Origin of the sequence: Nitrosospira multiformis, assembly GCF_003050865.1 — a bacterium.
GTDB lineage: Bacteria > Pseudomonadota > Gammaproteobacteria > Burkholderiales > Nitrosomonadaceae > Nitrosospira > Nitrosospira multiformis_E.
Genome location: NZ_QAOK01000005.1, coordinates 136,731 through 148,725, shown reverse-complemented (window position 1 = coordinate 148,725; position 11,995 = coordinate 136,731). Strand labels below are relative to the sequence as shown.

General features: G+C 57.8%; 12 protein-coding genes and 1 pseudogene. 7 read left to right on the top strand and 6 right to left on the bottom strand.

Annotation, left to right across the window (positions count from 1 at the left end):
* From C8R21_RS16580 to C8R21_RS04510, 7 genes and pseudogenes are all read left to right on the top strand, one after another.
* Positions 1-119: pseudogene (locus tag C8R21_RS16580) on the top strand (methane monooxygenase/ammonia monooxygenase subunit C); the annotation flags it as partial.
* A 305-nt stretch (positions 120-424) separates the two neighbouring features.
* The gene (locus C8R21_RS04535; protein ID WP_074974981.1) at positions 425-1,249 is read left to right on the top strand and encodes a methane monooxygenase/ammonia monooxygenase subunit A; all 825 of its coding nucleotides are present in this window, start codon (positions 425-427) and stop codon (positions 1,247-1,249) included.
* Positions 1,249-2,499 carry a methane monooxygenase/ammonia monooxygenase subunit B gene (locus C8R21_RS04530; protein WP_107761631.1) on the top strand — a complete coding sequence of 417 codons (1,251 nt, stop codon included), beginning with the start codon at positions 1,249-1,251 and terminating at the stop codon, positions 2,497-2,499. The genes C8R21_RS04535 and C8R21_RS04530 overlap by 1 nt, the downstream gene beginning before the upstream one ends.
* A gap of 182 nt (positions 2,500-2,681) precedes the next feature.
* Positions 2,682-3,272, top strand: coding sequence for a hypothetical protein (locus C8R21_RS04525; protein ID WP_107761630.1), 591 nt, complete (start codon positions 2,682-2,684; stop codon positions 3,270-3,272).
* A gap of 163 nt (positions 3,273-3,435) precedes the next feature.
* Entirely contained in the window at positions 3,436-4,026 is a 591-nt protein-coding gene (locus C8R21_RS04520) for a hypothetical protein (RefSeq protein WP_181258846.1), read from the top strand.
* Positions 4,027-4,429: 403 nt separating this feature from the next.
* Entirely contained in the window at positions 4,430-4,864 is a 435-nt protein-coding gene (locus C8R21_RS04515) for a copper resistance CopC family protein (RefSeq protein ID WP_107761628.1), read from the top strand.
* Complete coding sequence (locus C8R21_RS04510) at positions 4,861-6,969, top strand: CopD family protein (RefSeq protein WP_107761627.1); 2,109 nt, start codon at positions 4,861-4,863, stop codon at positions 6,967-6,969. Before C8R21_RS04515 ends, C8R21_RS04510 begins: the two co-directional genes overlap by 4 nt.
* 53 nt (positions 6,970-7,022) lie before the next feature.
* Here the strand turns inward: C8R21_RS04510 and scpB are convergent, their stop codons facing one another.
* The 6 genes from scpB to C8R21_RS04480 all read right to left on the bottom strand — a co-directional run bounded on the left by scpB (position 7,023) and on the right by C8R21_RS04480 (position 11,994).
* Positions 7,023-7,658, bottom strand: a complete 636-nt coding sequence (gene scpB, locus C8R21_RS04505) for an SMC-Scp complex subunit ScpB (protein ID WP_107761626.1) — start codon at positions 7,656-7,658, stop codon at positions 7,023-7,025.
* Positions 7,624-8,472, bottom strand: a complete 849-nt coding sequence (locus tag C8R21_RS04500; RefSeq protein WP_107761625.1) for a segregation and condensation protein A — start codon at positions 8,470-8,472, stop codon at positions 7,624-7,626. The genes scpB and C8R21_RS04500 overlap by 35 nt, the downstream gene beginning before the upstream one ends.
* 85 nt (positions 8,473-8,557) lie before the next feature.
* The gene (locus C8R21_RS04495) at positions 8,558-9,760 is read right to left on the bottom strand and encodes a tryptophan--tRNA ligase (protein WP_074975582.1); all 1,203 of its coding nucleotides are present in this window, start codon (positions 9,758-9,760) and stop codon (positions 8,558-8,560) included.
* A 50-nt stretch (positions 9,761-9,810) separates the two neighbouring features.
* A complete protein-coding gene (locus C8R21_RS04490; RefSeq protein WP_074975583.1) occupies positions 9,811-10,461 on the bottom strand; it encodes a site-2 protease family protein in 651 nt (216 codons plus the stop codon).
* Positions 10,454-11,086 (bottom strand): L-threonylcarbamoyladenylate synthase, encoded by a 633-nt coding sequence (locus C8R21_RS04485; RefSeq protein ID WP_074975584.1) that lies wholly within the window; start codon positions 11,084-11,086, stop codon positions 10,454-10,456. Before C8R21_RS04485 ends, C8R21_RS04490 begins: the two co-directional genes overlap by 8 nt.
* Before the next feature lie 65 nt (positions 11,087-11,151).
* The gene (locus tag C8R21_RS04480) at positions 11,152-11,994 is read right to left on the bottom strand and encodes a 3',5'-nucleoside bisphosphate phosphatase (protein ID WP_107761624.1); all 843 of its coding nucleotides are present in this window, start codon (positions 11,992-11,994) and stop codon (positions 11,152-11,154) included.
* Position 11,995: the final 1 nt, after the last annotated feature.

Here is an 11,995-nt window from a genome sequence, read left to right as displayed (position 1 = left end):
CAGGCGGGATTGCAGCACAGATCATCACCCGCTACTCCAACCTGACGGACGTGGTCTGGAACGGCCAGAGCAAAGTCATCCTCAACAACCGCATCGTACCGTACGACAAGAAGTTCTAGGATTGACTCGCTGACACAGTAAGCAACACATCCACATCGCTTTCGAACAGGAGAGCGATGTGGCCAGCGGTAACACAACGAGGCAAGCGCAAGCAATGCGAGGTGGCGGCACCTGGAGCAAAAGGGGAAGGGAGCCGCTGAACCTGGGAGCAGCAAGGAAGCAACAGGGGATTCATGCAGGATTCATCCAGTCATGTAGACCCTTGCTGAATCACGAGGTTCCCTGGAACTTGCAGGCAGGCCATCAGGAAGCAACACAGCAACGATTGACAGTTTTAGTCGCGTAACATTTGAGGGAGGGTGCGATGAGCAGAACAGATGAAATACTGAAGGCGGCGAAGATGCCGCCCGAAGCGGTAAAGATGTCCAGGATGATAGACGTGATTTACTTCCCGATTCTATGCATCCTGCTGGTTGGAACCTACCACATGCACTTCATGCTGCTGGCAGGTGACTGGGACTTCTGGCTTGACTGGAAGGACCGGCAATGGTGGCCGGTGGTAACCCCGATTGTCGGGATCACCTACTGCGCTGCGATCATGTACTACCTGTGGGTGAACTACCGCCTGCCGTTTGGGGCCACACTGTGCATCGTGTGCCTGCTGACGGGCGAATGGCTGACCCGCTTCTGGGGCTTCTACTGGTGGTCGCACTACCCCATGAACTTTGTATTCCCCTCCACCATGATTCCTGGCGCGCTGGTGATGGACACCGTCATGCTGCTCACGCGCAACTGGATGATCACGGCTCTGGTTGGCGGTGGCGCCTTCGGCCTGCTGTTCTACCCTGGCAACTGGACCATCTTCGGCCCCACCCACCTGCCGCTGGTGGCAGAAGGCGTGCTGCTCTCGGTAGCCGACTACACGGGCTTTTTGTATGTTCGTACCGGCACCCCTGAGTACGTGCGTCTGATCGAACAAGGGTCGCTACGAACCTTTGGCGGTCACACCACGGTTATTGCCGCATTCTTCTCCGCGTTCGTCTCCATGCTCATGTTCACCGTCTGGTGGTACTTTGGCAAGGTCTACTGCACCGCCTTCTACTATGTCAAGGGTGCACGTGGCCGCGTCAGCATGCAGAACGACGTAACAGCATTTGGCGAAGAAGGCTTTGCCGAGGGGATCAAATAATGAACGCAAAGAACCTTTTCAAGAAGAGCATTGCCGGGTTTTGCAGCATTGCCGCCCTGGGACTGGCCTTAACACTTGACATCCAGCCGGCAGCAGCACATGGAGAGCGCTCGCAGGAACCGTTCCTGCGCATGCGCACCATCCAGTGGTATGACATGAAATGGGGTCCCGAGACCACCAAGGTCAACGACATCGCCACCATGACCGGCAAGTTCCACCTGGCCGAAGACTGGCCGCGGGCGGTGGGCAAGCCTGGTCGCGCCTTCTTCAACGTAGGCAGCCCAAGCCCCGTGTTCGTGCGTCTTAGCACCAAGCTCAATGGCGAGCCCACCTACATCTCCGGACCGATGGAGATCGGGCGCGACTACGCCTTTGAAGCCAGGCTCAAGGCGCGTATTCCGGGACGCCACCACATGCACGCCATGGTCAACATCAAGGACGCAGGCCCGATTGCAGGCCCTGCCGCCTGGATGAACATCTCCGGCAGCTGGGACGACTTCACCAACCCGGTGAAGCTGCTTACGGGCGAGACCATCGACACCGAGACCTTCAACTTCAGCAACGGCATCTTCTGGCACATCCTGTGGATGTCGCTTGGCGTCTTCTGGATCGGCTACTACGTAGCGCGGCCCATGTTTCTGCCAAGAAGCCGGGTGCTGCTGGCCTATGGAGACGAGCTCCTGCTCGACCCCATGGACAGGAAGGTAGCGTGGGTCGTGCTGATACTCACCTTTGGCATCGTCTGGGGCGGGTATCGCTACACCGAGACCAAGCACCCCTACACGGTGCCGATCCAGGCGGGCGAATCCAAGGTTGAACCGCTGCCGGTGAAACCCAACCCGATCGCAATCAAGGTCACGCACGCCAACTACGACGTGCCGGGACGCGCCCTGCGGGTGACGATGAGTGTGACCAACAGCGGCGACAAGCCCTATCGCATCGGGGAATTCACCACTGCGGGCGTGCGCTTCATCAACAAGGTGGGCCTGAAGCACCTGGACCGCGGCTATCCGAAGGAACTCGTGGCCACCGGCCTGTCGTTTGACAGCGATACGCCGATCCAGCCTGGCGAGACGCGCGAAGTCAAGATGGAAGCGAAAGACGCGCTGTGGGAAGTGCAACGGCTGATGGCGCTCCTGGGTGACCCGGAAAGCCGCTTTGGCGGACTTGTCATGACCTGGAGCGATGATGGCGATCGCAACATCAACAGCATCGCAGGTGCGGTCATCCCGGTCTTCACCAAGCTCTAAGGTCAAACCCCCGGGGTAAACCCTAGGGTCAACCCCGGGTTCACAACCTTAGGCAGCCTGGCTCCTCCCTGACCAGGGCAGGAGCCGGGAAAAAAGACTGGAACATGGCAACACGCAAACACCGGTCCGCCACCGTTACAGACGGCAAGGGGGGTCGGTGTTTTTTTAACGAATCTAGAGAAATGCAAGCGAAAGGCACTTCGAGCAGACAAGGCAGCCGGGCAGGTGCCCTGGCGCTGCTGCTGATTACCACCCTCTACAGCGGGTTTGTCAGCGCGCACGGCAGGGAATCGCTGGAAGAAGACAGCTGCGTGCGCCGCATCGGCGAGAACATGGTGCATCTGAGCGCCTACCAGCCACAATTCGAACCCACTGCACAATACTGCACCGAGATTCCCAAGGGAGGCGACACCTTCCTCGTGATAGACCTGGTCGACCCTGCCATGCGCGACATGCAAATTGGCATGAAAGTGGTGCGTGGCACGAGTGAAGAGGACGAAACGGTCGCGCAACTGAGTCCTGCCTACCACCCTGATGGCGTCATCCAGGGCCAGACCAGCCTCGATCAGGGACTCTACACCGTATTCATCACCGCAGAGGGCGTCCCGCCCCTGCGCTACCAGTATCCCCTGCGGGTACAGATGATCAACTATGCCGAAATATTCCGCGCCGCAGTAGGCCCCCTGATCGCCCTGCTGCTGCTTGCCGTGCTGGGATACAAGCTCATGAAATCCCCGCGCGTGCAGCGCTGGCGCTCCTCGCGCAAACCATAATGCAGCAAAGATCACCCGATAGAAAGATCACCGGATAACCGGCTTCTGCCGCTGCCGAGGAGATACTGGGCCCACTTGGCAAAACAGTGGCGGATAAACGCAAGCGCGATCCTTCAGGATCATTGATTCACTGGCTCATCATACTTATAGAGGCGAATTGATAATGTTCTCATCCTCACTCAAACCTGCCCTGGTCGGACTGGTATTTGCCCTGTCCCTGCCCTTCTCCTCCCAGGTAGCGGCGCACGGCGGCCTGGCGCTTGCCGATGACATATGCAAGCTCACCATCGGCCCCTTCACCATGCACTTTACCGGCTACCAGCCGGATGCCACGCAGGAAAAGGAATTCTGCGAAGACATTCCCAATACCGGCCGCACCGTCGTCGCCCTGGACTACATTGAAGAAGCGCTGCGCCCCCTGCCCACCGAAGTGCGCATCATCCGCGACACCGGTTCAGGCGGAGAGCCGGCCCCCGACGAACAGCAGAAGCTCGATGAAATCACCATCCTGCACATACCGCCCAAGGTCTATCCCAATGGCTCCATCAATTTTGAATACAACTTCACCCAGCCCGGCAAGTTCGTGGGACTCGTGACCGTCACCGACAAGGAACCGATGGTATCGCGCTTTCCCTTCTCCGTGGGTGAGCCCAAGGGCATGTCGCCCTACCTCATCATAGTCATTGCGGCAGTGATCATAGGGGCGGCCGTCTTCTTCCTGCGCGGGCGCAAATCTGCCGGTGCGAGCGCCTAGAAGAGAAAAAGAGAAGCAAGCGCTCACTGTCGTTCTCTGGACCGGCAGTGGGCGCATAAACAGATGACCGTGGGACTGTCGATGCAACGCATGTCGACATGCAACGATACAAGGCGCTACCCCTTGGGCAGATGCTCAGGCGACGGGCGATGTGTTCCGGCTGCAGCACCTGCTTTCCGGTTACGCGCCGACTCTGCTCTGAACCATGCGCCTGAAGAAGAGTCCAAGGTGGAATGAGGCAAAAGGACAGGAACAGAAAAGACAGTAATAAAGCCGGGTGCAGACAATGAAACCGGGCGTGGATCAAACAGGAACAACCGGGGACAAATAAAAAAGACAAGGATCACAGTGGCTGCCCGAAGCCGATCTTCGGGTGCAGAGCCCATATATAAGAGGAGCAAAAATGCAACCATCGATGATATCTGCCGAGAGGAGAACAAGGAGAGGAAATCTTCACCTGCTGGCAGCCAGTCTTTTGTCGTTCCTGCTGCTCGCGGCAGGACTGCACAGCACACCGGTGCTCGCACACGCCATGCTGGTCAAGGCAGAACCTGCGCGCCGCGCGCAACTGACCCAGGTCCCCGCCCAGGTACGGCTGTTCTTCAACGAAGAAGTCGAAAAGGACTATGCAGCGCTTTCCGTGCTCGACTCCTCCAAGGCGCCTGTCACCGAAACCAAGCCGCATGTCGATGCCAGCGACCCCAAAGCCATCGTTCTGCCCCTGCCGGAGTTGAATCCGGGCAAGTACACGGTCAAGTTCCGGGTGCTGTCGGTGGACGGACATGTGGTTGACTCGTCCTACGACTTCACGATAAAGAACAAAGCTGCAGCGCAATGATCGAGGTCATCGCGACGCTTCTGCGCTGGTCGCAGCTTGCGTCCAACATGATCCTGGTGGGCGGCTGCGTGTTTCTGGCCATTGCCGGCTCCGTCCACTCGCCCTGGGTCGCGCGGGTGGAGCGTGCGCTGCCCTGGCTCGCCCTCATCCTGCTGGTGGGCCTGCTCGGGGTACTTGCAACCACTACTGCGCAAGCCACCGGGATTGACGAGAACCTCTGGCGTCCGGCCGCCTGGCTCTCCCTCATGGAAAATACGCGCATGGGGCATATCTGGCTCGCGCGCGCCGCCTGCGCGCTCGTCGTCTTTGCCATTGCCCTCTACATCCGCTTCTCCCCGCCTGCGCGCTGGCAATACATCCTGTGCGCAAGTGTCGCGGCCCTGACCTTGGGCGTAGGCTCGCTTGCCAGCCACGCCGCAGCCGAAGACCTCTCGGTCATCTCGCTTCTGCCCTACGCCCTGCACATCATCCTGGGCAGCGTCTGGTTTGGCGCCCTGCCGGCTTTCCTGGTGGTCTGCTTTGCCTGCAGGCCCGAGAGCGAACTGAAGCAGGCCTCCACCAGAAATGCCGGCATGCAGCCTGGCCTGCAGACGCAGGCGCTCCAGCGCATCCACGCCGTATTCCAGTCGCGCGAGGAAGTCTTCCGGCAGGATGCCCAGGCCCTGCGGCGCTTCTCCACCCTGGCGCTGCCCGTCATGCTGGCGGTGATTGCAACCGGCATCCTCATCACCTACCGCATGGTCGATGCCAACTACAGCGGACTGGTTGCCACCCAATATGGCTGGCTGCTCAACGGCAAGATCGCCCTGCTGGTGGTGGTGCTCATCATCGCCTCGCGCGCTCGCTCGACCTGGCTGCCGCTGTTCTACAAGGACGCAGGAGCAAAAGGAGCAGATAACGGCGGACAGAAACTCAGGAAATGGGTGAGCTTCGAATTCGTGCTGGCCTTAGGCATCGTACTGCTTGCCACCATCGTTGCCAACACGGTTCCTGCCAAGCACGCCCTAATCCAGGACTGGCCCTATTCCTTCCGTTTCTCCCTTGCCGCCACCTGGGGCGAGCCTGCCATCATGCCGCGCGTCTACAGCGGCATCGCCCTGCTCGCCCTGGCCGCGGCCGCAGTCTTCTTTGGGCGCAGGAAGCACTGGGACAAAAAGCTGCGGCGAGGATTGCCTGCCCTCCTGGCACTCGCAGGCTTGGGGCTGGGCCTGCCGCCTCTGACGGTGGATGCCTATCCCGAGACCTACCGCAAGACCCCGGTGCCGTTTGACACCATCTCCATTTCCAATGGCGCCGTCCACTTTGCCGAGAACTGTGTAGCCTGTCACGGGCTGCAAGGCAAGGGCGACGGCGTGATGGCCAAGAGCTTTGCCAAGCCGCCGGTGGACCTTCTGACCGAACCGCACACGGCCCGCCATACGGCAGGCGACTTCTTCCACTGGCTCTCCTTTGGCATCCCCGATACCGGCATGCCTTCCTTTGGCGACAAGCTCGATGAGGAAGACCGCTGGGACGTGGTGAACTTCCTGCACGCCATGTCGCGCGGCTACCAGGCGCGCCTGATGAGTCCCACTGTCAAGCCCGAGCAGCCGCAGCCCAACATGGGCCCGCCCAATTTCTCGTATATCGCGCAGGATGGCTCAAGCGGCACCCTGAAGGACTTCCGCAACCAGAAGAACGTGCTGCTGGTGTTATTCTCCTGGCCGCAATCGCGCGAGCGCCTGGCACAACTGGAAGCGCTCCATGCAAAACTGCAGGCCGGCAACACGGTGCTTCTGGCGGTGCCCGAGCATGATTTGAGCCCGGCAGCCCTGGGCGAGCTCAAAGTAAGCGTTCACTTCCCCGTCGTGACCGAAGGGGCGGAGGAGATCGTGCGCAGCTATGCCCTGTTCCGGCGCACGCTCTCCCATCCGGACCTCCTGGGCGGAGGCGAGGTGCCTGACCACATGGAGTTCCTGGTGGACCGCTTCGGCTACCTGCGCGCGCGCTGGATACCGGAATTCGATGGCGCGGGCTGGTCCGGCTCCGACATGCTGATGCAGCAGGTGGCGCAGCTCAACCGCGAAGGGGAAATCCTTCCCCCGCCAGGCGAGCATGTGCATTAGCAACCAGCGGTAAAAGGGAGGCTTGCCTCAATCAAGAGCCCGGCTCCTCAGGTTCAGTCGGGATTGCCTGTTTGAGGCGTGTTCTCTGGATCAGGCAGTTGTTCCACGTTTTCCTTCGGTTCAATCAGTGAACCCAGTTCTTCCAATGGTGGTAATTCCTCCAGGGAGCGAAGTCCAAGATCATTAAGAAATTCAACGCTCGTAGCATACAAAATGGGTCGGCCCGGTACCTCACGGTGGCCGACGGCAGATATCCAGCCTCTTGATTCCAATGCCTTCAGCACTGAACTGGCGACCGCCACCCCTCGTATCTCCTCGATATCGCCGCGTGTCACCGGCTGGCGATATGCAATGATGGCGAGTGTTTCCAATACTGCCCGCGAATAGCGGGGCGGCTTCTGCGGGTTGAGGCGGTCGAGAAATTCCTGCATTTCCGTTTTAGCCTGGAAGCGCCACCCGCTTGCAACCTGTACGAGTTCCACGCCTCTTCCTTCCCAGTCCCTGCTCAACTCGTCCAGCAGGCGCCGCAGGATTTCCGAGCCTAGTTCACCCACGAACAGTTTTTTCAGTTCCGACAGAGGGAGAGGTTCCGGGCTGGTGAGTAACGCAGCTTCCAGAACCTTTTTAACCTGAACAGGGGATGAAACAGGGAAACTAGACGGTGGTAAGGACGCTGATCGGTCGGACATAAATCATTCCAAAAGCGTGCGGCTGGCTGACCTCCACCTGACATTCCTTCACAAGCTCCAATAACGCCAGAAACGTCACCACAAGTTCCGCTGCTCCCGCAGCGGTGCCAAATAAATCACTGAATTCCACAAAATGATGTCCCTGCACATGCCGCAGAATACGGCTCATATGTTCGCGGACTGAAAGTTCTTCCCGCGTGATGTTGTGACGGCGATTTACGTTCAGGCGCGCCATCAGGATAAGCCAGGCATTGCGAAGATCATCGACATTGACTTCCGGTAGGCGTTCAATCACTTTTTGCTCGATCCATACGTTCACCAGCGCAAAATCGCGTTCCACCTGGGGCAGCGCGTTAAGCTTCTGCGCAGCGGCCTTCATCTGCTCGTATTCCAGTAGACGCCGCACCAGTTCTGCTCGCGGGTCCAGCTCGTCCTCATCCCCCTTGGCAACGGGTTTGGGCAGCAACATCCGCGACTTGATTTCGATCAGAACAGCGGCCATCAATAGGTATTCCGCGGCCAGTTCCAGCTTATTCGCACGCATCATTTCGATATAAGCCAAATATTGACGCGTGAGTTCCGCCATCGGTATATCGAGTACATCCAGATTGTGCCTGCGAATAAGATAAAGCAGCAGGTCCAATGGCCCCTGAAACGTATCGAGAAATACTTCCAGCGCATCCGGTGGAATATATAAATCCGATGGGATCTCCGTCACCGGCTCGCCATGTATGCGGGCAATGGGATTTACCACAGGGTTTGTCACCGGCGGAGCAGGGGCTTCCTCAATGGAAAGGCTTTGAAAATCGTTCATTCTCGGATAAATCGAGCAACGTCCATGATAGATAGCAAGCGTCGATCCGGTTGGGCTGCCTATGTTGCTTCGTGCGAAGCAAAAATCAGGAATAATCCAGTCCCATTGCCTCCCTGACCTCGCGCATGGTTTCCTGTGCCAGCTTGTCGGCCTTTTCGCAACCATCGGCAATGATATTTCGCACCAGTGAAGGCTCTTCTTCGTACATGCGTGCACGTTGGTGCATTGGGCGCTGCTCGGCCAGTATTGCATCGATGACAGGTTGCTTGCAGTCCAGACAGCCGATACCCGCAGTGATACAGCCCTCATAAGCCCACCTCTTCGTATCTTCATCCGAGTATACGAGATGGAATTGCCATACCGGGCACTTCTCCGGGTTTCCGGGATCGATACGCCGTACGCGTGCGGGATCGGTCGGCATCGTACGAATTTTTCTGGTGACGCTCGCGGCGTCTTCGCGCAGGGTAATGGTGTTGTTATAGGACTTTGACATTTTCTGGCCGTCCAGTCCGGGCATTTTCGACGCTGTCGTCAACATCGCTTCCGGTTCGGAAAGAATCATCTTTCCACCGCCTTCCAGATACCCGAACAGGCGCTCCTGATCACCCATGCTCAAATTTTGCTGCTCATCCAGCAATGATTTCGCCGCCGCAAGCGCTTCTTCGTCTCCCTGTTCCTGGTAACGGTTCCTCAAGTCCCGATAGAGGCGGGCTTTTCGGGAACCCAGTTTCTTGACCGCAGCTTCCGCCTTTTCCTGGAATCCCAGTTCCTTTCCGTAGACATGATTAAAGCGTCGCGCAATTTCCCGAGTGAACTCGATATGCGGTGTCTGGTCCTCTCCCACCGGCACCCGTGTAGCCCGGTAAATAAGGATGTCTGCGCTTTGCAGCAAGGGATATCCAAGAAAGCCATATGTGTTCAATTCTTTTTCAACAAGCTTTTCCTGCTGATCCTTGTAGGACGGGACGCGCTCCAGCCAGCCCAGCGGGGTGATCATGGAAAGCAGCAGGTGCAGCTCTGCGTGCGCAGGAACACGTGACTGTATGAATAACGTTGCCTGTGCCGGGTCGACACCGGCTGCAAGCCAGTCGATCACCATGTCCCAGACATGCTCTTCGATGATTTCCGGCGTATCGTAATGGGTTGTGAGGGCATGCCAGTCGGCGACGAAGAACAGGCATTCAAACTCGTGTTGCAGTTCTATCCAGTTTTTGAGCACACCATGATAATGCCCCAGATGCAGCCCCCCCGTCGGTCGCATTCCCGACAAAACGCGATCAGCGAACATAAATCATTGCCTCGGTAACTCCAGCCAGAATCCTTCAGTAGAGAAGCAGTTCAATAAGCATTGAAACCAAAAAACAACGCCATCAAATGGATCGTAATTGCAATCAGCGGTCCTATAACAGCCCCGAGTACACCCGTCGCCAGCAGAAACAAAAGGATCATGAAACCGTAAGGCTCGATCTTCGAAAAATTATAGGCCAGACGGGGTGGCAGCAGGCTTACGGCAACCCGACCTCCATCGAGCGGCGGCAGAGGCAACAGGTTCAGCACCATCAGCACCACGTTGATTTTGATTCCCGCCTCACCCATCAATATCAGCGGCTCGGCCAATCCGTCCTGTGGCAGCCCAAGCGCAAACTTGATGACGAACCCCCAAAGTATCGCCATGAAGAGGTTCGCGCCCGGACCGGCGAGTGCCACCCACATCATGTCCTGCTTGGGATTGCGCAACGCGGAGAAGTTGACCGGCACCGGCTTGGCCCAGCCGAACAGGATTCCCCCGAGCAGCATCGTTACGATCGGCAGAACGATGGTCCCCAGCGGGTCGATATGACGTATGGGATTAAGGCTGACGCGCCCCTGGGTATAGGCGGTGAGATCGCCGAAATGCTTGGCTACATACCCGTGCGCAGCCTCATGCAGCGTGATGGCAAAAATGACCGGAAGCGCATAAATGGCAATGTTTTGGACAATGCTATCCATTTAGCATTCCAAAGGGTGCAAGGCTGCCCTTGCCTTGCCGTACTACCACAGGCGTATCCCCGGTCAGATCGACCACCGTGCTCATCTCGAGGCCGCAGGCGCCGCTATCCAGTATCAGTTCCACCCGATGCTCGAGACGTGCGCGGATTTCCAGAGGGTCATTGAGCGGAAGCTCCTCTCCTGGCAGTATCAGGGTAGAGCTCAGCAGTGGTTCATTCAGTTCCGCCAGCAATGACTGGACGACGGCGTGATCCGGAATTCTCACACCGATCGTGTTGCGCCTGGGATGCAGCAGGCGCCGCGGCACTTCCCGGGTAGCTTGAAAGATAAACGTGTAGCAACCCGGGGTGCAGGCCTTGAGCAACCGGTATTCCGTGTTATCGAATTTGGCGTAGCGCGAGATTTCCGTAAAGTCCCGGCACATGAGGGTGAAATGATGATGCTCATCCACTCCGCGCAGCGCGCGAATACGGCTCATGACGTTTTTGTCACCCAACTGCCCGCCCAGCGCGTAGCAGGAATCACTCGGGTATACGATCACGCCTCCCGCCTGCACAATGGCCGAGGCCTGCCGTATCAGGCGCGGCTGAGGGTTATCAGGGTGAATGGAAAAGAATTGAGCCACGTAGCAAACAAGGATTTGAATTTTTGGGAATGCTGCCCTCGTAAAAAGCAAGCATAATCTTCACCTTACATCAGTCCGGGCCAATCATGCCAGACGGGGGCACAGTTGGCAGGTAAGGGAGGCATTCCACCGAGATCGAAATAGCTCTCGCCCGGCCCATGAAAATCCGAACCGCGTGACGCCAGCAATCCCAGCCGCCGGCTATGGTTGGCGAAAAGCAGGGATTGCTCAGGTGTATGGCTTGCGGTAATCACTTCTATAGCCTCCCCGCCCAGGATCTGGAATTCCAGCAGCAGTTCTTCCAGTGCATTCTTGCCTAATTTATAACGCCCCGGATGGGCGATTACAGCTCTGCCGCCACTGCTGCGGATCCAGTTTACTGCGTCACTCAGCGAAACCCATTGATGGGGAGCATAGCCCGGTTTGCCTTTTACAAGGTATTTCCTGAATACCGTCCGTATATCCTTCGCGTAACCCTGCTCAACGAGAAAACGCGCAAAGTGCATGCGGCCGATCAGCCGTCCATTCCCGGTGTTCCTGCAAGCACCCTCAAAACTGCCGTGAATACCGAATTTGTCGAGTTGCGCCGCAATATTGCGTGCGCGCGCCGTCCTGCCCTGACGGATGGTGCTCAAACCCTCAATTAGTTGGGGGTGTGCGGGATCGATTCCCAATCCCACAATATGCAGGGTCTGTCCACGCCAACTGACGGAGATTTCCACGCCATCGATAAACAAAACGTTGTTTTTATCTGCGGCCTTGCGCGCTTCCTCCAGGCCGCCGATGTCATCGTGATCGGTCAATGCCAGCACTTCCACGCCACGCGCAGCCGCATGCTCCACCAACTGGGTAGGAGTCAGCAAACCATCGGAAACCGTGGAATGGGAGTGCAGATCGATATTGAGCATG